This is a genomic window from Shewanella sp. N2AIL (genome assembly GCF_022690845.1).
Classification (GTDB): Bacteria; Pseudomonadota; Gammaproteobacteria; order Enterobacterales; family Shewanellaceae; genus Shewanella; species Shewanella baltica.
In genome coordinates, this window is sequence record NZ_JALBYT010000049.1 from 1 (window position 1) to 20,913 (window position 20,913).

The 20,913-nt window shown below is 47.4% G+C and carries 17 protein-coding genes; 9 read left to right on the top strand and 8 right to left on the bottom strand.

Annotated features, from left to right (window positions below):
• The first annotated feature begins 347 nt into the window (after positions 1–347).
• The 3 genes from MO387_RS19855 (at position 348) to MO387_RS19865 (ending at position 5,012) form a co-directional block, all read left to right on the top strand.
• Positions 348–3,338, top strand: coding sequence for a UvrD-helicase domain-containing protein (locus tag MO387_RS19855; RefSeq protein ID WP_107946351.1), 2,991 nt, complete (start codon positions 348–350; stop codon positions 3,336–3,338).
• A 227-nt stretch (positions 3,339–3,565) separates the two neighbouring features.
• A complete protein-coding gene (gene ric, locus MO387_RS19860; protein ID WP_107946350.1) occupies positions 3,566–4,375 on the top strand; it encodes an iron-sulfur cluster repair di-iron protein in 810 nt (269 codons plus the stop codon).
• Positions 4,376–4,508: 133 nt separating this feature from the next.
• Positions 4,509–5,012 carry an ATP-binding protein gene (locus MO387_RS19865; protein ID WP_006083417.1) on the top strand — a complete coding sequence of 168 codons (504 nt, stop codon included), beginning with the start codon at positions 4,509–4,511 and terminating at the stop codon, positions 5,010–5,012.
• Positions 5,013–5,029: 17 nt separating this feature from the next.
• Here MO387_RS19865 and MO387_RS19870 read toward each other — a convergent pair whose 3' ends face one another.
• The 7 genes from MO387_RS19870 to MO387_RS19900 all read right to left on the bottom strand — a co-directional run bounded on the left by MO387_RS19870 (position 5,030) and on the right by MO387_RS19900 (position 10,470).
• Positions 5,030–5,608, bottom strand: a complete 579-nt coding sequence (locus tag MO387_RS19870) for a HupE/UreJ family protein (RefSeq protein ID WP_107946349.1) — start codon at positions 5,606–5,608, stop codon at positions 5,030–5,032.
• 123 nt (positions 5,609–5,731) lie between these two features.
• A complete protein-coding gene (locus tag MO387_RS19875) occupies positions 5,732–6,463 on the bottom strand; it encodes an HAD-IA family hydrolase (protein WP_107946348.1) in 732 nt (243 codons plus the stop codon).
• A complete protein-coding gene (gene xerC, locus MO387_RS19880; protein WP_107946347.1) occupies positions 6,463–7,383 on the bottom strand; it encodes a tyrosine recombinase XerC in 921 nt (306 codons plus the stop codon). Before xerC ends, MO387_RS19875 begins: the two co-directional genes overlap by 1 nt.
• 57 nt (positions 7,384–7,440) lie before the next feature.
• Positions 7,441–8,070: a DUF484 family protein gene (locus MO387_RS19885; protein WP_011848049.1), complete on the bottom strand. Its 630-nt coding sequence runs from the start codon at positions 8,068–8,070 to the stop codon at positions 7,441–7,443.
• Positions 8,067–8,894, bottom strand: a complete 828-nt coding sequence (dapF, locus tag MO387_RS19890) for a diaminopimelate epimerase (RefSeq protein ID WP_107402801.1) — start codon at positions 8,892–8,894, stop codon at positions 8,067–8,069. Before dapF ends, MO387_RS19885 begins: the two co-directional genes overlap by 4 nt.
• 76 nt (positions 8,895–8,970) lie before the next feature.
• Entirely contained in the window at positions 8,971–10,215 is a 1,245-nt protein-coding gene (gene lysA / locus MO387_RS19895; protein ID WP_107946346.1) for a diaminopimelate decarboxylase, read from the bottom strand.
• A gap of 63 nt (positions 10,216–10,278) precedes the next feature.
• Positions 10,279–10,470 (bottom strand): lipoprotein, encoded by a 192-nt coding sequence (locus tag MO387_RS19900; protein WP_006083425.1) that lies wholly within the window; start codon positions 10,468–10,470, stop codon positions 10,279–10,281.
• Between the two features lie 79 nt (positions 10,471–10,549).
• Here MO387_RS19900 and cyaY point away from each other — a divergent pair, with 79 nt between their 5' ends.
• Positions 10,550–10,879, top strand: coding sequence for an iron donor protein CyaY (gene cyaY, locus MO387_RS19905; RefSeq protein WP_107946345.1), 330 nt, complete (start codon positions 10,550–10,552; stop codon positions 10,877–10,879).
• Between the two features lie 105 nt (positions 10,880–10,984).
• Here the strand turns inward: cyaY and MO387_RS19910 are convergent, their stop codons facing one another.
• Entirely contained in the window at positions 10,985–13,396 is a 2,412-nt protein-coding gene (locus tag MO387_RS19910; protein WP_107946344.1) for a class I adenylate cyclase, read from the bottom strand.
• Between the two features lie 202 nt (positions 13,397–13,598).
• Between MO387_RS19910 and hemC the strand changes: the two genes are divergently transcribed.
• The 5 genes from hemC to MO387_RS19935 all read left to right on the top strand — a co-directional run.
• Positions 13,599–14,531 (top strand): hydroxymethylbilane synthase, encoded by a 933-nt coding sequence (gene hemC, locus MO387_RS19915; protein WP_006083428.1) that lies wholly within the window; start codon positions 13,599–13,601, stop codon positions 14,529–14,531.
• A 4-nt stretch (positions 14,532–14,535) separates the two neighbouring features.
• Positions 14,536–15,276, top strand: a complete 741-nt coding sequence (locus MO387_RS19920; RefSeq protein ID WP_107946343.1) for a uroporphyrinogen-III synthase — start codon at positions 14,536–14,538, stop codon at positions 15,274–15,276.
• 60 nt (positions 15,277–15,336) lie between these two features.
• A complete protein-coding gene (locus MO387_RS19925) occupies positions 15,337–16,518 on the top strand; it encodes a uroporphyrinogen-III C-methyltransferase (protein WP_107946342.1) in 1,182 nt (393 codons plus the stop codon).
• Positions 16,515–17,681, top strand: coding sequence for a heme biosynthesis HemY N-terminal domain-containing protein (locus MO387_RS19930; RefSeq protein ID WP_107946341.1), 1,167 nt, complete (start codon positions 16,515–16,517; stop codon positions 17,679–17,681). The genes MO387_RS19925 and MO387_RS19930 overlap by 4 nt, the downstream gene beginning before the upstream one ends.
• A gap of 432 nt (positions 17,682–18,113) precedes the next feature.
• A partial coding sequence (locus MO387_RS19935) for a retention module-containing protein (RefSeq protein WP_242326476.1) occupies positions 18,114–20,913 on the top strand: 2,800 nt, incomplete at its 3' end.

Sequence of the window (20,913 nt, forward strand, 5' to 3'; positions counted from 1 at the left end):
CTGCTTCAAGTTTGAATTCAGCACTAAATGTTTTTCTGGTTGTCGATCTCATGTGTTCACCTAAGGTCATCTATGAGGCAATAATATCACCTCTATTTAGGTGGCCAAAATTAGTGTGCCACTACAGAGTTACACAGTCACCATCATGCTTGGTTTGCCACGCCTCACACGCCAACTAAGACATCATTCACCAACACTATGAGCTTAGCTGCGTCTAGCGACCAAAATCAATAGACAATCCACACCGACCCATAGCACAACCTTGACGCGAGCCATCGGGTTTTAAGTTATAATGCATTTAAAAATCAGCCTGTTAATTCTAAAACTTTTTAGCCGTAGGTTTTACATTGTCATTGACTCACTCTGAACAAGATATCAAGCACAGTTGGTTTGGCCATTTCTTTATTGGCAAAGCTGATGCGGTAAAACTCAGCGCCAGTGGTATTAGCATTAATCGCACTAAAGGCGGCTTTTTTGCTCACTCTCGCAGCGCTAATGAAGTTGCCGCTGACGAACATTTTACTTGGCAGCAGCTCGACTCCCCGCCGGTTTTTACCTTGAGTCCGCTCGGATACTTGCTCAGTTTCACTGTATCTGGTAAAGCCTATCAACTGCCGTTTCTAAGCTATTTTGCGCAGCATCAATTTGGCAACGAAATCGCACTGCTTTGGGCGAATGCTAATGGGGCGCGCATTGCTGAGTTAGTGGCGAAAGTCGATAAAATACTGGCACACACTTATTTACGTGAATCACGTTTAGAAATGATACAAGCCAGAGTCGCGCGCGAATATCAGCGTTGGTTCCCTTGGTGTGAAAACCTGCCATTAGCGACACATTTACGCTCTGTGTTAGCGAGGCTTAAGCAAATCCACCACTGGACCCGCGCCGATGTAAAGCAGTTGCGCGAAGATTACGTTCAGTCTCAGCTTGTTAAATTTGCCGACTATTTTGAGCAGGTAGAATCTAACCCCTTAACCGAAAAACAGCGCCGAGCTTGTATTATCGATGATAATAATAACTTGCTATTGGCAGGTGCAGGCACGGGCAAGACCAGTGTGATGGTCGGGCGAGCAGGATATTTGCTTAAGAGTGGTCAAGCAAAACCCGATGAAATACTGCTGTTAGCCTATGGCCGTCAAGCGGCTGACGAGATGGATGAGCGGATTAAAAACAAGCTTGGCACTGAGGATATCAAGGCGAGTACTTTCCACAGTTTAGGCTTAAAAATTATCGCCGATGTTGAGCGCGCTAAACCCAGTTTGTCCCCTTGGGCAGAGGATGACAAAGCCAAAGCGCTGTGGGTGCACAACACCCTTGAGACTTTGATTGAAGATGAGGCTTACCGTAAACAACTTTTCGAGTACTTCAGCCGTTTCTATTATGTTGAAAAAAGCCCGTTCGAGTTCGATGTGGAAGGCGAGTATTTTCAATACTTGAATGATAACGATATTCGCACCCTTAAAGGTGAGCGAGTCAAAAGCTTTGGTGAGCTCTACATTGCCAACTGGCTATTTAGCAATGGCATCGAATATGTTTATGAAACTAAGTATGAGCATGATGTGCGCAGTATTGATTTTCGTCAGTATCAACCCGATTTCTATCTGCCTGAATACCAAGTTTATCTTGAATACTATGGTATTGATGAACACCAGCATACCGCCCCTTATATCGACAACCAAAAGTACTTGGAATCGATGGCATGGAAACGCCAACTACATAAACAACATGGTACTAAGTGTGTTGAACTATTTTATTACCAACATAAAAACGGGTCGTTAGTCGGTAAGCTTGAGCAAGCTTTACAGGTCTTTAAAGTGCAATACGCCCCTTTACCCGATGAAGCCATACTCGCCACCCTGCATGAACTAGGCCGCGTGACTGAATTGGCAAAAATGTTTAGTCAGCTGATTGGGCTGTATAAAGCAGCTTGCCTTGATGAACATGGCCTTGAGGGGGTATTTGCCCGCGCCGCCGATGCTCAGCAGACCCGTAAGGCATTCGAACTGCTTGAGCCCATAATCACGCGCTATGAGCAACATTTAGCAATAAATGGCGACATTGATTTTGAGGACATGATTGGCAAAGCGCTGACGTATCTACAACGCGGGCAATTTATTAGCCCGTGGCGTTTCATTATGGTGGATGAGTTCCAAGATATTTCAGAACCACGTGCCCGCTTAGTGCGTGCCTTGAGGGATTCCTGTGCGCTCCATTCTAAAGCGCAGGCGTCTTTATTTTGTGTCGGGGATGACTGGCAGGCGATTTATCGCTTTAGCGGCGCAGATGTGAGTTTAACTACGCATTTTACTCACTATTTTGGCCCAACAGCCCAAAGCGACTTAGATCTGACTTTTAGGTTTAACAGTAGTATTGGGCAAGTCGCCACTCAGTTTGTTACCCAGAATCCCACGCAATTGAGCAAGGATATTCGCTCCCTCACTCAGGTCGCCTCCCCCGCGGTTTCAATATTACGCCGCGGAGAAAACGAACCGCCCAGTAAAGATGAGCCAAGCCCAAATGCATTGAAACAAGCATTAACGGCGATAAATGCAAGGATAAACGCCGGAAGTGACAAACTTAGCAGCTTACCAAGCGTCTATTTGCTGGCACGTTTCTGGTTTCAGTTACCCGATAAAACCCAAGTTAACCAACTTAAAGCTAAATATCCCAACGTGAAGATTGAGTGCCAATCTTTTCACGCTTCGAAAGGGAAAGAGGCCGATTATGTGGTGATCATGGGGATGAAGACGGGAATGCATGGCTTTCCGTCGATGAAAATTACGCCGCCGATACTGGATGCTTTTTTACCTAAAACTGAAGCGTTTGAATTTGCAGAAGAACGCCGACTATTTTATGTCGCATTAACGCGGGCAAAACACCGCGCCTATGTGATTGCCGATATGACAGATGTGAGTCCTTTCGTCACTGAACTGCTTACAAAAGACTACCCAATTGAACAAGATGAGTTCAGCACCTCTTTAGTACAAAGGTTATTTAAAGAAGTAAAATGCGTGCGTTGCAGCACGGGAACGATTAAGCCTAGAACGGGAAATTTTAAATCGTTTTATTCTTGCTCACACTTTCCCCTGTGCGATCACAAGGAGCAAGGCTGCGAACTCTGCGCTAGCCCAATGACCCGCACACGCTTTGCTGGCTTTAAGGTATGTTTGAATGAGAACTGTGGTCATATAGCACCACTTTGTAGCCTCTGTGGCGGCGATATGCTGTTAAAGGATGGTCGATTCGGCCCCTTTTGGGCCTGTCGCAATTACCGCGGGCAAAACCTACCCAGTTGTACGAATACACTAAACAAGGCCAAGTTATCGCTACCAAATTAAGTGATAAAAAGCGAAACACTTTGGCATTTTCGTCAATCTGTATTTCAAGGTTACGAGAGCCAATTTGCAACTCCAAGCTAAGGCGGCCACCTACTCCTTAAGAGATATTTTATTCAGTTAACTGTGACATCATCAGCAAATCCTGAGTATTTTAGTCGGGTTTAGTTGCTACGCATTAAAGCTGCAAATAATATGAATGTAAATTTATTGCTGCTTTGGAGCTATTCATGTCTGCTACTTCTACCCCAAAAGATGCACAAGCCACTGGCCATGGAGTGGATTCTCAACCTCGCCATGATGCACAACTTGGTCAAGGTTTTCCGCTTAGTGAGAGCGCTCAGGATAACCACTGGCTGGAAAGAAAAGTCGGTGAGTTAGTTGCCGAAGATTTTCGCCGCGCCCATGTGTTCAGCCAATTTGGTATCGATTTCTGTTGTGGCGGCGGTAAACCGCTGTCGATCGCCTGCGAGCGTGCAGAAATAGATCCCGCAAAAGTGGTTGCTGCGCTGAATGCGGTAACACTGACTGGCAGCAAAGAAGATGAATTGAATCAATTACCCTTAGATCTACTTATTGAATATATAGAATCAACGCACCATCAATACGTGCGCGAAAAAGCACCGTTATTGGTCGAATACTCCGAGAAGATGGTCCGCGCCCACGGTGAGCACTATGCCGAAATAGTTCCCTTTGCGGGTTGGGTACGTGCTTTAGTAGAAGACCTGATGCCGCATTTAATGAAAGAAGAGAAAATACTGTTTCCGGCGATACGCGGTTTAAGTCAAGCAGAGCACATTGAAACTTGCTTTGGCCATATTGGTAATCCCATCAATGCGATGCAGCACGAACATGAAGAAGTCGGTTTGATCTTGCAAAAATTACACGAGCTCACGAACGACTTCACGCCACCGGAACATGCTTGCACTACGTGGCGTGTGTGTTATGCCACGCTAGCGGAATTTGAGGCTGATTTACATCAGCATATTCACTTAGAAAACAATATTCTATTTCCTAAGGCATTAGGTCTCGCTCAATAATCGATTAAATGTTGCTGCTGTGATGTCCCTTAAATTTCGGATCATCTGCAGAATTTTAAGGCTGGACCTAGGTCTGGCCTTTCAATTGTTGACGTGCTACAACAAGTCATGTGTCGCTGACGGATAAGCTGCCATGACATTTCAATCATTTGCACTCGATGATATTGCCGATTTACACGAATCGGCACAAGTAGAGTTTAAACTCGCCGGTGGCCGCGACGGCCAAGGTCAATTACCCGAAGATATTTGGGCTACTTATAGCTCCTTTGCCAACACTTTGGGTGGCGAGATCATCCTAGGGGTGCGCGAAGAACGTGGCCATTTCAGCATTCAAGGCATTCCCAATCCGCTTCCTGTTTTACAAGAGTTTTGGGAGATACTCGATAATCCTAGCCGTACTAGCCATAATATTTTGGCGATTTCAGATGTGCAGATTATTGAAATTATGAATAAAAAGCTGATTCGCATCCGTGTACCGCTGGCGCCAGAGCAGCTCAAACCTATCTATGTCGGCGGCGATCCTTACACTGGGAGTTATTTTAGGGTGGGAGATGCCGACATGCATGCGAGCCGTCGGCAGGTCAATCTACTGTTACGCCGCGCCCATCTTTGCATGAAGCAGCTCAAGGCGCGTTAATCCGACATGTTATTACGTCAAAATCCAGCTAACAAATAACCGCCCATGGCAGCAATCGCTGCGCCCGTGACACGCATTAGGTTACGTTGTCCTGTCATCCGCTGCATTCCAAGGCCTATCATTACGCCGCCTAAATGGATGACCGCAGTGCCAAATAAAAATCCTAGGGCATACAAAACCGGGCTTGCCAATGCTGGCATTTCGGCGCCGTGGGCATGCCCGTGGAAAATCGCAAATACGCCAACAAATGCCATGGCGAATAACTGTGGAATTTGACGATCAAAAGCGATGGCAAGACCGAGTAACAATACCGAGAGGGCGATGCCGATTTCAACGAAGGGAACGGCAATGGCGTATAAACCTAAAATCCCGCCCACTAACATAAAGACAACAAAAGCGAGGGGCACTGTCCAAATCGCGCGGCCACCGAGCTGGGTGCTCAACATGCCCACACTTAACATAGCGAGCAAGTGATCAAATCCCAAAACCGGATGATTAAAACCTGACATGAAACCGCCACCCGAATGGATCTCATGGGCCGATACCGGCGCTATCCAACATAAAGTGAGCAGTAATAACAACCCGATACGCGCCATAACACAGCCTTAGTCAGTGACTTCAGTAATATTAGGCTTCACTCTAGTGCAAATTTTGGGAACAAACCTTGATTTCAATCACTCTGGATTAGCAAAGAGGCAGATTCAACGCTGCCCACAGAGTTAGTTTACGTCGATAGCCAGCACTTTGATTAACGCATCGAGAGCATTAATTTCTAAATGGGGTAACAAGGCCGCAATAGGTAAGGAATCGACTCGGCCAAAACTCGGATTCAACCACACAGACTGGCACCCAGCCAACCGCGCACCACGAACGTCGGCATTCATACTGTCGCCAACATGCAGTAAATGCTGCGGTGCAATATTTAATCGCGAGCAGGCCAATTCGAACATGTCTTTGGCGGGTTTCATATGCACGCCATTGCCTGGATGCAACACAAACTCGAAGGCATCGCCTAAACCAATTCGCTCGGCATCCACATTGCCATTGGTGATGCCGATTAATCTAAAATGTTGCGATAAGCGTTTGAGTAACAGGAGCACTTCGTCAGATACTTGAAAATGGCTGCGATAAAAATAAAAACACGCTAATCCTTGCTCAGCGCCGCGTTCGGCTTCAACGGCCGAATACCCTAGCTGTATTAGCCCTTGGCGAAGCGTTGCTAAACGGGCTGCGCTGGTGTCGTGGGCTAGCTCGCGATTTTGCTGCAGTAGTTGCAGTTTTAGCCTGCGCCAATCATGGGTTTGCCACGCCTGCGACAATGGATAAGTCTGCAACAGAAACGTCGCCAGCTCAGCTTCGGCATTTAAAATATGCGGTAGATTGTCGTACAGGGTATCGTCGAGATCGAAACTGATCGCTTGAATATTTTGAGGTCTAAGATAGCAACGCATTATTTATCCTGTGTTTTTTTCGCTCTAGGATGGGCGTTATCATACACCTTAGCCAAGTGTTGGAAATCCAAACTGGTATAAATTTGCGTGGTCGCTAGGTTCGCATGGCCCAATAATTCTTGCACCGCCCGCAGATCGGCGCTCGCTTCTAACATGTGAGTAGCAAAGGAATGACGCAGTTTATGTGGATGTACGCGCACCGATAATGCCTGTTCTTGCCCCCATTTCGCCATCCGCGCCTGAATACTACGATGGGAGAGTCGCTTGCCCTTTTCGGTCACAAATAAGGCGTTATCTTCGCAGGGGATCCGCTTTCGGCAATTGAGCCAATTCAGCAAAGCAGCAATCGCTAAACGACCGACAGGGACGATACGTTCCTTATTGCCTTTACCTAAGACTCGCACTTCTTTCAAATCGTATTGCACACTGGATAAATTAAGCGCGGCGAGTTCTGCTAAACGTAAACCACTGGAATAAAACAATTCCATCATGGCCTTATCCCGCAGGCTTAGGGGATCTGTACCTTCAATGTCGAGCAAGTGACTGATCGCATCGACATCGATATTCTTCGGCAGCGGTTTGGCTTGTTTGGGAGCACTTAAGCCTTTGGCAGGATTAAGCTCGATCACACCTTCGCGCAGCAGAAATTCACCCCATTGTTTTACCGCAGATAAACACAAAGAAAGCGATCGCGGGCTTAAGCCTTTGCGGTGCAATTTGGCCAACACTTGCTGCCAATGCTCGCGACTTACATTGAGTAGATGCACGCCTTCGGGCAAGAGATCGCTTCCGCGATTAAGCTCGTAAAGGTAATTACGTACTGTATGGGCCGACAACTGCCGCTCGGTGCTCAGATAGCGTTCAAAGGTTTGTAACCATTGAGTATTAAGCGCCGACACTTCGGCTGTTTGCGTACTCATATCGGTTTCCTCATGGGTTTTGCTAAGCCTTGAGTGAGCACAATCGCTCGACAGCCGTTACAGCTTAGCGAGCATGTGCGCCAGCAAACGCCGCAGTTGTTCCAGCAGCATGTTATCCATATCAGGATGAAAATGGGTGGCATCTTGGCTGGCAATAGCAAAAATGACTGGGTTGTCTTCCGACAATTTCGTCAGTGCTACTGACCCCACTTCGCTACCAAATAGGCGTTTAGCCTCTTGCTGCGTGAGTCGGCCAAAATAGTGACCTTTATGCAGCCTTTGATCCCATATTGCCTTCATATCGGTATCGAGCACGCTGATCAAACGCACATGGCTGAAATTAAACTGTAATTTTAAACTGTCGGCCAACACTTCTTTGAGTGACACAAGATCGGCACAATTTAATAGCTGGAAGGATAACTCAGTATTGAATTGGTAAATCTTCTCGTTACGCGCCGCCATGGTTAACAGGCTAGTGATTTCTTCTTCCAACTGGCTCACTCGCTGGCGCAGCATTTCTTGGCGACGTTCCACCAAAGAGATGGCGCCGCGTTCCATGTGAGGCAAGCGCATTGCCAGCAGCAGCTCGGGATAGCGATTAAAAAAGTCAGGATTATCCAGCAGATATTCGCGAATAATCAACTCATCGAAAGGCACATCCGTCTGCGGCATCAAGGGCTCTGTCATAACTGAATTTGTCCATCGTAAACGTGCTGCGCGGGGCCCGTCATCCACAAAGGTTTACCCTCGCCTTCCCAGTTGATGGTTAAGGTGCCGCCGGGTAAATCCACCCGCACTTGCTGGCCGAGCTTTCCTTGCACTTGACCTACAACTACAGCTGCACATGCGCCTGTGCCACAGGCCAAGGTTTCGGCCGCGCCGCGCTCATACACCCGCAGCTTAATGTGGCCTGAGTCTACGACCTGCATAAATCCCACATTCACACCGCGCGGAAAACGCTCATGCTTAGTGAGCATGGCACCAATTTCAGCGACAGAAGCGCTCGCCACATCTTCAACGTCGAGCACACAATGGGGATTACCCATAGAAGCCGCGCCACACAAAAAGGTTTGCATCGGTGTTTGCAGTAAATAGGTTTTTTCAGGTTTCTTGGCTTTGAAGGGGATCTGACTCGGTTCGAGGATCGGCACGCCCATATTTACGGTAACAGTACCGTCTCGCTCTAAGCGCAGAGTCATCTTGCCAGACGAAGTACTGACACGGATTTTACTCTTATTTGTCAGGCCTTTATTACGCACAAAACGGGCGAAACAGCGGGCGCCATTACCGCATTGTTCGACTTCAGAGCCATCGGCATTGAAGATGCGATAATGAAAATCTAAATCGGGATCATAGGGCGGCTCAACTAAGAGTAGTTGGTCGAAACCTATGCCAAAGTTACGGTCGGCTAAACGGCGGATCTGCTCAGGCGAAAAGAACACGTTCTGCGTGACCCCATCGACCACCATAAAATCGTTGCCCAGTCCGTGCATCTTAGTGAATTGGATCAAGATACTTATCCTTTAAGCCGAGGCGCCGCTCATAAAGTATGAAACCAAGCGCCTGAATCAATATAATTTTTCTAGTTTACGGCAGGAGTTGCTCACCTTGCCAGAGCTGAGACAATTTTTCTCGCTCACGTACTAAGAAAGCCTGCTCACCATCCACCATCACTTCAGCCGCACGAGGACGCGTGTTGTAGTTAGAAGCCATGGCAAAACCATAGGCACCACTCGAACGCACCGCCAGTAAATCACCCGCGGCTAACGCGAGCTGGCGATTTTTACCTAAAAAGTCACCGGTTTCGCACACTGGGCCAACAATATCAAACTCATAGGCCTCTGAGTCCCTTGGCACGACTGGGATAATATTTTGCCATGCACTGTAGAGTGCGGGACGAATCAAGTCATTCATCGCGCCATCGACAATCGCAAAACGTTTGTCGCTGTTTTCTTTTAGATAAAGCACCTGAGTAACAAAAATCCCCGCATTGGCGGCAATCGCACGGCCCGGCTCGAAGATTAGCTTCAGTTGACGGTCGCCCAAACTCGCCAATATGGCGGCGGCATACACATCAGGATGTGGCGGCGTTTCGGCATCATAGGTCACCCCTAAACCACCACCCACATCGAAATGCTCAATAACTATACCCTGCTCGGCCAAACGGTCGATTAACGCAAGCATACGATCCATCGCATCTAGGAATGGTTTGATTTCAGTCAGTTGTGAGCCGATATGGCAATCGACACCTTTCACTTTTAAATGTGGCAACGCATGGGCACGGGCGAAAACGATTTCAGCCTCATCCATAGCAATACCGAATTTGTTTTCTTTAAGGCCAGTCGAAATATAGGGATGGGTTCCCGCATCAACATCGGGATTAATCCGCAGGGACACAGGCGCCACTTTACCTAAACGACCTGCGACCAGATTTAACTGCTCAAGCTCAGCACTCGATTCAACGTTAAAGCAATAAATGCCCAGATTAAGTGCCTGTTCCATTTCAGCCGCAGTTTTACCTACGCCAGAGAACACTACTTTGGCGGGATCGCCGCCCGCTTCCATCACTCTTGCTAACTCACCGCCCGACACGATATCAAAACCACTGCCTAAACGTGCCAGCACATTCAGTACAGCCAAGTTCGCATTGGCTTTAACCGCGTAACAAATCAAATGTGGATGTTCTGCCACGGCATTATTAAAAGCATGCCAATGGCGCTCTAGCGTGGCGCGGGAATAGATATACAAGGGTGTGCCATAGGTTTGAGCTAAATCGGCAACCTGGCAGCCTTCGGCGTGCAGGGCATTTTGTTGGTAGAGAAAGTGATCCAATGTCTGATTCCTTACTGCGCTTTATCGCTGCGATAGTGATGGTCGTTGTAGTTATAGCGATTGTTATTGTTGTGTTTTTTGTGCTTCGATGGCTCTAATTTCGGTTTTAATCTCTTCCACTTCAGGCACAGTTTTAGCTTCATCAACCTTTTTAGGTTGATTTACCTCTGTGGCGGGCGAACGATAGAGGGGGCCTTTTTGGCCGCATGCCGTAATGAATAGGCTACCAAGCAATAACAATAAAAACAGTCTCATTTTTCTCAACATCTGTGCATCTGGTGACTAATGGCCTTATAATCGCACCCATCTTGACGAAAGCAAAGGACAGAAATGCATGGCCATGACAGATACAGAATTTCACCAGCTCGCCGATGACATGTTCCAAGCCATAGAAAATGCGATTGAAACTGCGATTGATGAGCAAGATGCCGATGTTGATATCGATGCCAGTGGCAACGTATTGCAATTAGAATTTGTTGATGGCTCTAAGATAGTGATCAACAAGCAAGAACCTTTGCATGAGATTTGGGTCGCCACACGCTTTGGTGGATATCACTTTGGTTTTGTTGAAGGTAAATGGATGGACGGACGTAATGGCGGCGAGTTTATGCCATTCGTGCAAGAGTCTATCGCACGCCAAGGCGGAATTGAGCTTAGCCTCTAATTTAATCAGTCGAAGCGCAAAGCCATAATAGTGCAGTGCCATAATAGTGCAGTGCCAAACAATAATGGGAGCCTTGGCTCCCATTATTTATGTTCAAAATCCTGCTTAAAACTCAGTGTCTTGATCGCTCACATCGATACCGAACGGCGCTACTGTTAACTCCCCCGCCACTCGCACTAGATGGAAAAACTGCGGAATATTAAACCGCGCCCGTGAAGCATAATGTTCATCGAACACATAATGGTGACTGACTTTATTCACTAATTCGGCCATGTTCGAGCCCGCCTGCACATAGTGACTCAGCTGATTTTCCTCATCGAGAATAAATACATCCAAATTATCGACTCGTTGACGTAGGAAATATTGAATCGCCCCTTTCGCCGCATAGTTCTGCACCACTTTAGGCATACTCGAAAAGGGATCGTCACCCAATTCAGGCCGCGGCAGCAGCACAAGATGACTACGGGATAACTGCTGATAAAAAGACTTAGCGTCGCTCAAATCCTGATAGGCCATGCCTAAGGGATTAAAAAAGATCCCATAACGAGTATGACTTATCTGTAGCGGCTGCACTAAAGTGCTGGATTGCTGCACTTTTTGGCACAAACGCATGGTTTGTTTTAATAGATTTTTCACTGCTAATTTAAGCTGTGGACGTAACTTCTGTGAACAGCTGATCACATCCATGTCCACGGGTAAGCTGGCCCGTCTTAGTCCCGGCGTCACAAAAGCTAAGGCTTGCAATACCGCCGTATCGCCTTCGAAGCGATGACACTGCCATTCACCCCAACTATTCAAGCAAATCGCATCTAACGCACCAAGCATATTGGCTTTTTTACGCCCGAGTGAGAACACGTTCGCATTCATCACATCGACCATCATTTCCTGTCCTTGCCATTCAATCGTGGGATCGCAATCCAGATTAAGCACGAAAATCAGCTTACGAAAATGCCATGGCTGGCATAAGTCACGTTTAGATACCCGCCAGTCGTGGTCGATAAAATTCAGTAACCGCTTAGAAGCTTCGGTAAGCCGTTTCGACTTTGCCTTACTCTGACCATATTCATGCCATTGCGTATCAGGCGTCGAAATTCCGTTTAGACATGCCCAGATCATTAAGGCGGATGGGGTTTTACCCTTACATATCGCCGACTCACCCAACAGATTTAGTGGCTGCGGCCCTTGGCGATAAAGATAATATTTCCGCTCGCGAGAGCTTGATACCATAGTCACTTCGGACTCGGCGACCGAGACACTCCACAGTAAATTCAGCTTAGCGATTTGGTCTTCATCTTGGCTAAAATAAGTGTGTAATTTACGAGTCAGCATGCCCAGTTCTTCAATCCGCAAGCCTTCATTAAGCTCATGGGTCGATGCAAAGCGCAGTAAAGTTTGGTAGCTTGCCAACAAAAGTTCATTCAACTGCTCGTTAAACCAATTGAGCTGACCACTGTGCCAATGTTCGCAATCGTCTAGGGTGCTGATCAAACTATCGGGCCATTGCCAATCCTGCACCAATTTTTGCAGTTTAGGATAACGCCAATCTTTGCCCTCTTGGGTTCGGCTCAAGTGCACGCCACATTTGAGATAAAAGCAGCGCCGTGCAATCTCAAGTCGACGGGTATCATTCTGCTTAAGCAAATAGGTTTCGATAATCTCGTAGATAGAGTAATAGGCATCATTCGATGTCGAAAAATCGCCAGCTAAAGTTTTCTGCCAGAGGCGATCACAAAGAACAGTTGAATGTGGATAATCGCTGGCATAAGCCTCGAGCAGCAATACTTTAATCAGCGCCTTATGGGGCTTTTCTAAGCCTTTATAGAGCTGCCATAGCGAAGCGCCAAAGTACTCACTCGCAGGTAATTCATGTACATCGCCTAAAAACAAGAGTGCGGGATTAAGTTTAGCGTCTGGCCACCATGCAATCGTTTTACCCGCCAGACGAATTTGACTACGATAAAATTCTTCCAGTAATAACCAGTGCTGAGTACTACCACTGTGCTCATGGGCCATGGCTGACTGGCAACCACGCTGCGTTTGATCACCACAAAACTGTTGCGGATGAACTAAGTAAAAGTTCACCTCAAACTGATACTCGGCAAACCATGCGGTCAATCTATCGGTTTTAATCCTGATCAGCGCTAACTCTTCAGGGCTTAAATCTGCCCTATGCACTAACCAAACATCGACATCGCTCTTGGTATTTTGGCCAAAGCTGCCAGTACTGCCCATAGCATAAACGCCATCAAAGGCATTGATGTCAGCTTCTTGAGTAATAAAGGGTAGCGAGAAAACATCGCAGGCTTGGGATTCAATTTCGCTAAGCTGATACTCATTAATTCCGCAGGGCGTATTAGCGGCATGATAGCCGGGATACTGAACGCTGTTCTGGTGGATTAAAAAGGGGATCAAATGGAATAAGTGTTTTTGCAGCGGCGATAGCAAAGCCAAGGCGCGCGCAATGCGGACCTTATTAAGTCGTTCAGCTATATCAGGAAACTGTATTTGCCGATCCATTCAAAAACACAACACTTAGACACTTATGAGAAGTGTGCTCATGTTAACACTTTTGCAAACACGAGCAACTATATGTGAAGCGCATCACACTTTCACGCCATGTAGAACATCGCCGACTTCAAAGAATCGATACGGCTTCCTTACATAAACGATTTGCCAATGTTAGCATTGGTGCAACTAAGATCTTTGATGGAAACTAGGCATGTCTGAGAACCGCATACGTATCGCAACCCGCAAGAGTCCGCTGGCCATGTGGCAAGCTGAATTTGTTAAAGCCGAATTAGAACGCATTCACCCTGGTATTGTGGTGGAGTTGCTGCCAATGAGCACTAAAGGCGACGTTATCTTAGATACGCCGCTAGCCAAAGTAGGCGGTAAAGGTTTGTTCGTCAAAGAGCTTGAAGTCGCTATGTTAGACGATCTTGCCGATATCGCCGTGCACTCAATGAAAGACGTGCCAGTCGACTTCCCTGAAGGCTTAGGCCTTGAAGTGATTTGCGAGCGCGAAGATCCCCGCGATGCCTTTGTATCGAATTTATATAAATCGATCAGCGAATTACCATTAGGCGCAACTGTGGGCACCTCGAGCCTACGTCGTCAATGTCAGATACGTGCATCACGTCCCGACCTCATCATCAAAGATTTACGCGGTAACGTTGGAACTCGTTTAGCTAAGCTTGATAACGGCGAATACGATGCCATTATTCTTGCCGCTGCAGGCTTAATCCGTCTGAAATTGTCTGAGCGTATTGCCAGCTTTATTTCTGCCGAAGAATCCTTACCCGCCAACGGCCAAGGCGCTGTGGGTATCGAATGTCGCATCAACGACGAACGTGTTAAAGCGCTACTGGCGCCATTAGAGCATTTAGAAACTCGCTACCGTGTTCTTGCCGAGCGCGCGATGAACACTCGCCTTGAAGGTGGATGCCAAGTGCCGATTGGCGCATTTGCTGAAATCGATGGTGACGAGATGACGCTACGCGGCCTAGTCGGTAACCCAGATGGCAGTGAAATCATCGAAGGCGTGATCACAGGTCCAAAAACCGAAGCCACGCAATTAGGTGTTGCCCTTGCTGAAGAGTTACTCAGCAAAGGTGCCAAAAGCATTCTCGACGCCGTTTACGCTAAAGCCTAAGTCAATGAAAGTCTTACTGACGCGCCCCGAGGGGCGCAATCAGTCCATGGTCGATGCCTTGAATGAACGAGGCATTGCTCACTGGGTCACACCTCTGCTGTGTGTCGAAGCAACGCCCGCTATCGCAACGAATACCCCGCATCCTTTGGCACACGCCGATATGATTATCTGCATCAGCGCCAATGCTGTGACTTTTGCGGATAACGCCTTAACTACTACAAATCCACCCCATAAAGCTTGGCCTCCAGCTCAGTACTTCGCGGTAGGGCATGCGACTTGGGACGCATTAAACCAGCTCGGTATTTCGGCCCTAGAAGCCCCTGATGACTGTCAGCAGACCGAAGGGCTACTCACGCTCGCGCCGCTGCAAGAGATTAAAGGTAAGCAGATTACTATTATACGTGGCGTCGGTGGCCGCGAAGCCTTAGCCGAACAACTGGCTGCGCGCGGTGCACATTTGCGCTATTGGGAAGTGTATCAACGAGCTTGCCCGCCACTCGATGGTCAACAGTTAGCTCTGCAATGGCAAGCCTTCGGAATAGACACGATTGTGGTGACCAGCGGTGAAGTACTGGATAACCTGATTAATTTAGTGCCAAAAGAGTTATTTGCATGGCTGCGCTCATGTCATATCATAGTCCCAAGTAACCGAGTAGAAGCTCAAGCTCACGCCTTTGGTATAACCCAAGTCACCAATGCCAATGCCGCCAACAGCAAAGCCGTGCTAAACGCCCTTAAACTCTAAGCGCTATTTAGCCCGATTTTACTCGAATTTCGGCAGTAGCATGTTTTCAAGGACTGTTAAATGGATAACAACAAGCACGACGCAAAGAGCCCAGAATCAGAGGCTACCGCTATTATTGTGTCACCGGAAACAACCGATGATACGCCCGCAACATCAGCGTCATCCACCGAATCCCAAACAGCCAAAGCCACCCCTTCAACCGCGCCGAGCCAAACGCCAGCATCCAGTAGAAGCTCGTGGGCGATTCGCTTTGGGGTTTTATTAGCGCTAGGTTTAACCGCTTGCACCCTTGGCGGCGGTTTTATGCTGTACCAACAAATGCAACAGCAACTACTGGCGCAGGATGCGAAAAATATCGCCCTGCAGGACCAATTACAGCAAGCGCTGTTGCAGCCAAATCAACGTATTGGCCAGCTTGAACAGCAACAACTGAATGATGCTAAGACTTACCAAGAATTAACAAAATTGGCAGAAGACCAAAATCAGCTGCAGGACAGGGTCAATAAACTTGCCCAGCGCAGCCCAACGCATTGGATGGCCTCTGAAGCCGAATATCTCGTGAATATGGCAGGCCGTAAACTTTGGTTAGAGAAAGATCCTCGCACCGCCACCGATCTATTAAAGTCGGCGGATGAAACCATCGCCGCCATGAACAATCCAGCGTTACTGCCTATTCGTAAGGCATTAGCAAAAGACATCGCCGCCACAGCCAGCATTAAAACCACAGATATTGATGGCAATGTATTGGCGCTCGATGCCTTAATTGAACAACTCGATAAACTGCCGCTGAATCGCACCGACGCAGAAGCCGATGCCCCAGAAGATACAAGGATTACTGGCGATTTGAATGATTGGCAGAGCAATCTGGGCAAAACGTGGAAAGCGTTAACCCAAGACTTTATTACCATACGCCACAAAACCGCCGATGCGCCCGCTTTACTCGCACCTGAACAGCAATGGTATCTGGTGGAAAACATTCGCCATAAACTGCTGCAATCGCAACTTGCGTTATATCGCTATGACAGAGCGGCTTATCACCAATCATTGATGATGGCGCGCAAGTGGATCCAAACCTATTTTGATACGCAAGATCACAAGACAGCTGAGGCCATCGCCGAAATCGATAAATTAGCAACCTTAGAACTTGATCCTATTACCCTGAAATCCTTTGCAGCTAAACCTCTGTTATTACAGCTGACGAGTTATGGCGAGCTGACCTCATCAGAGGATGCGCCACTATGATCAAAATATTAGTTTTCTTAGGGATTGTGCTAATAGGGCTCTGTATCAGCCCTTGGTTGGTTGGTAATACAGGTTATGTCTATATCGCTGCGGGTGACTACCAGATTGAGACCAGCTTAGTCTTTGGGATCATTGCGTTAATTGTATTTTATGCCGTATTCCAAGTACTCGAATGGCTAGTGATTAGCGCCATCAACCTGATGCTGCGCAGTCGTTTTATTCCCCATCACTGGCGCCGTCGCTCGGCTAAAAAACATACCTTAATGGGTGCACTGGCTCTGGCTGAAGAAGATTGGCCAGCAGCGGAACGCGCCATGATAAAGGGCGCTGATAACGGCGAGCTCCCTGCACTTAATTTACTTGCAGCGGCCCGTGCAGCTCAGTATCAACAAAAAATAGCCGAGCGAGATCAATATCTTGATCGCGCTGCAGCGCAACCTCTTGCCGCGAATGCCGTAGCAACCACTCGCACTCGATACCTTTTAAAGCAAGGGGAATTAGCCCTAGCCCGCACCGAGCTGGATAAATTAGCACCGACAAGCAAGAGTAAAGCGCCAGTACTCAAACTCGCCCTTGAGTTATACCGAACCCAAGAGGATTGGGATGCGCTCAAGCTGTTAATACCTATTTTGAAGAAGCGTCAGATCCTCGATGATGCTCAGCTGAATGAGCTCAATATCGCCACTAATTGCGCGTTACTCAAAGCCGCAGCCATCAAAGGTGAAGAAGCTTTAGAACAATGCTGGCAGTGGTTATCCCGCAGTGAACGCAATCAGTCTGAGTTTCTGGCGATTTATGCCATGGGTTTATGCCGCTTTAATCGTAAAGACCAAGCGCTGAAACTACTCGCGAAAAAGTTACGAACCGCTCCCGAGTCAGCACTTTTACATGCAATTCCTGAAATCGCGACAGCCCAAGACACAGAGATCCGTAAACAGTTACTCAAGCATGAAGTCACCCATGAGAATAATGCGGACTACCAGATGTGTTTGGCTAAGCTTTATCAGCAAACGCGGGATATGAAAGAAGCCAAAAGCTGCTGGCAGAATGTGTGCCAACTCGAACCAACAAAAGCCTCTTGGTTGGCGCTCGCAAGGATTCAAGAACAGTTAGGCGAACAAGGTAACGCCAATCAGAGCTACCGTCAGGCAGTTAACCTGTAGCTCTACGACATCAATAATGATAACGCCGTGATTAGCACTGTTGTGAGTCACGGCGTTTACCACTCACGAAAGTTCTTGCTTCGTTTCTACTCAAAAACGTGACTCACTAGGTCGGTTTGTGTCTTTTTCATAAAAAATTAACCTTTCAATCCCAATTAATTTGCTATAAATATACTTAACTACAAAGTTGCAAAATACTAAATGCAGCCATTTTTATAATTATATCTACTACATCTAGTTACACATCTGAATCCTGTCTTTTTATATCCAACATCTCGCAAACCCCAGTCAGCACAAGCAATACAGGTGTGTCAAAAAATTGACTTTCGACTCTTTGTTAGCTAAAATTCGACCACTTGTATCACAATCCAGCACATATGTTGGATTTGTGCGTCTGTGGAATTAACACACTTTGGCTGTTGGGAGCTAATTATGGGATCGGTAATTACATCAAAGAAAGGTTTGCTTAAGTTAGTAAAAGGGCAAATCAATGTCGAAGTTGATGGTTCAAATCAACCCGCTAAGGATGGCGAACAACTCCCAAAAGGTGCTGTGCTCCATATTGACGAAAACGCGACCTATGAGATCACCTTCGACGATGGCACTAAGCTATCAAATGAAGTCGCGCCCAGCGAAACTACTGCAGCAGCCTCTGGCACGGCTAACGAAGCAGCCCTAGATGAAATTCAAGCATTACAAGATCTTATTGCATCCGGTGAAGACCCAACTCAGAACCTACCAGAAACCGCAGCAGGTAACACACCAGGCAGTGATGGTAACTCGGGCTATGTCACTCTAGCCCGTAGCGGCACAGAAACCATTGCAGCTTCAGGCTACTCAACAAGCGGCCAAGCACTGACTGGAACGACGGTTAATATTCCACAATTCACCATTGCAGCAGACTCACCTTCAGCACTTGCTAATGACAGCAACACTTCCAATGAAGATACTGTAGCGACTGGCAATGTGCTCGATAACGACATTGATGTGGATTCAACTCTAAGTGTTGTGAGCTTCGAAATCAGCGGTACCACCTACGCAGCAGGCACAGAAGTGACTCTCGAAGGTGGTGTTTTAGTTTTAAATAGCGACGGCTCTTACACCTTCACACCGAATGAAAACTGGAATGGCCAAGTACCTGTTATTACTTACACCACTAACACGGGTGCAAGCGCAACTCTTACCATTAATATCTCGCCTGTAGATGATCCATCTGTTCTGGTCAACGATTCAAATACAGTCGATGAAGATACAGCTGCTACAGGCAACGTACTTGATAATGACAGTGATGTGGACTCAACCTTAAGTGTTGTGAGTTTCGAAGTCGGCGGTACCACTTATACAGCAGGAACTGAAGTCACGCTCGAAGGCGGCACTTTAGTGTTAAACGCCGATGGCTCATATACCTTTACGCCAAATGAAAACTGGAATGGCCAAGTTCCTGTTATTACTTACACCACGAACACCGGTGCAAGCGCAACCTTAACCATCAATATATCGCCTGTAGATGATGCTTCTGTTCTGGCCAACGATTCAAATACAGTCGATGAAGATACAGCTGCTACAGGCAACGTACTTGATAATGACAGTGATGTAGACTCAAGCTTAAGTGTTGTGAGTTTCGAAGTCGGCGGTACCACTTACGCAGCAGGTACCGAAGTCACACTCGAAGGTGGCACTTTAGTGTTAAACGCCGATGGCTCATATACCTTTACGCCAAATGAAAACTGGAATGGCCAAGTTCCTGCTATTACTTACACAACCAATACTGGCGCTTCAGCAACATTAACCATCAATGTCACACCAGTCGCCGATGGGGGACCTAGTGTCACTATCAATACAGATACAAACAATGATGGTTTTATCAGTAACGAAGAGCTAGCTGGCAATACTGAAGTCAATGTCACTATTGGCTTAGATGGCACAGGTGCAAATGTTGGCGATACGCTGACTGTTAATGGTGTTGACTACACACTGACTCAGGAAGATATCAACAATGGCTTTGTGAATCTCAACCTTCCTGCTCCCGGTGAAGGCGAAACGATTACAGTTGTGGCGACTATCACAGACAGTGCCGGTAACACATCTCCAGAAGGCAGTGATTCAGCACTACTTGATACGACTGCGCCAACAATTACTGTTGATGCACCTGATGATACCCAAGATACTACACCAACGATCACAGGTTCGACTGATGCACCGCCAGGTAGCACTATTACGATTGTAGTGACCGATAGCACAGGTGCAGAGCAGACTCTCACCACCACAGTAAACCCTGATGGCACCTATTCCGTAGATGTCACTAACCCACTCGCTGAAGGCGGCTATACCGCTGTAGCAACAGTGACAGATCCAGCAGGCAATACAGGTGAAGCCACAGATAATGGCAATGTTGATAACACAGCACCAAATATTACCGTCGATGTTCCCGATGCAACCAATGACACGACCCCGACAATCACGGGCACTACAGATGCCCCTCCAGGTAGCACCATAACAATTGTTGTCACCGACAGCACAGGTACTGAGCAAACGCTAACCACCACGGTTAACCCTGACGGTACTTATACTGTGGATGTTACCAATCCTGTCGCCGAAGGCCCTATTACAGCAACAGCGACAGTTACAGATCCTGCAGGTAATACCGGCACAGCCACCGATGACGGTAACGTGGATATCACAGCACCTAACATCACTGTTGATGCACCCGATAATACACAAGATACCACCCCTACTATTACAGGTTCGTCAGATGCAACGCCAGGTAGCACAATTACGATTATTGTCACAGATAGCACAGGTGCAGAACAGACATTAACAACGACTGTTAATGAAGATGGCACCTACGCAGTGGACGTCACAACCCCTCTGGCTGAAGGTGATTATACCGCTGTAGCAACAGTGACAGATCCTGCTGGTAATACAGGTAAAGCCACTGATAATGGCAATGTAGACACCCAAATTGACCAAGATGGCGACGGCAACACCGTGGCGATCACCAGCATTACCGATGACACCGGCGCCTCGGGCAGCGACTTCATCACCAATGACAACACCTTAGTCTTCAACGGTACCGTCGATTTAGGCGATGACAGCACCTTGGCTGTCACCATCAATGGCGTGGTGTACACCACTGCCAACGGCTTGGTGATTGATGCCAGCGGTAACTGGAGCATCGACTTAACCGGCACCACCTTGGCCGATGGCACTTACCCTGTCAGCGCCACCGTCA

What these genes read in the sequence shown, in the direction of transcription:
- ric (WP_107946350.1), top strand. Translation starts at nt 3,566, where the DNA reads ATGTCTGCTACTTCTACCCCAAAAGATGCACAAGCCACTGGCCATGGA.
- MO387_RS19865 (WP_006083417.1), top strand. Translation starts at nt 4,509, where the DNA reads ATGACATTTCAATCATTTGCACTCGATGATATTGCCGATTTACACGAA.
- MO387_RS19870 (WP_107946349.1), bottom strand. Translation starts at nt 5,608, where the DNA reads ATGGCGCGTATCGGGTTGTTATTACTGCTCACTTTATGTTGGATAGCG.
- MO387_RS19875 (WP_107946348.1), bottom strand. Translation starts at nt 6,463, where the DNA reads ATGCGTTGCTATCTTAGACCTCAAAATATTCAAGCGATCAGTTTCGAT.
- xerC (WP_107946347.1), bottom strand. Translation starts at nt 7,383, where the DNA reads ATGAGTACGCAAACAGCCGAAGTGTCGGCGCTTAATACTCAATGGTTA.
- MO387_RS19885 (WP_011848049.1), bottom strand. Translation starts at nt 8,070, where the DNA reads ATGACAGAGCCCTTGATGCCGCAGACGGATGTGCCTTTCGATGAGTTG.
- MO387_RS19900 (WP_006083425.1), bottom strand. Translation starts at nt 10,470, where the DNA reads ATGAGACTGTTTTTATTGTTATTGCTTGGTAGCCTATTCATTACGGCA.
- cyaY (WP_107946345.1), top strand. Translation starts at nt 10,550, where the DNA reads ATGGCCATGACAGATACAGAATTTCACCAGCTCGCCGATGACATGTTC.
- MO387_RS19910 (WP_107946344.1), bottom strand. Translation starts at nt 13,396, where the DNA reads ATGGATCGGCAAATACAGTTTCCTGATATAGCTGAACGACTTAATAAG.
- hemC (WP_006083428.1), top strand. Translation starts at nt 13,599, where the DNA reads ATGTCTGAGAACCGCATACGTATCGCAACCCGCAAGAGTCCGCTGGCC.
- MO387_RS19920 (WP_107946343.1), top strand. Translation starts at nt 14,536, where the DNA reads ATGAAAGTCTTACTGACGCGCCCCGAGGGGCGCAATCAGTCCATGGTC.
- MO387_RS19925 (WP_107946342.1), top strand. Translation starts at nt 15,337, where the DNA reads ATGGATAACAACAAGCACGACGCAAAGAGCCCAGAATCAGAGGCTACC.
- MO387_RS19930 (WP_107946341.1), top strand. Translation starts at nt 16,515, where the DNA reads ATGATCAAAATATTAGTTTTCTTAGGGATTGTGCTAATAGGGCTCTGT.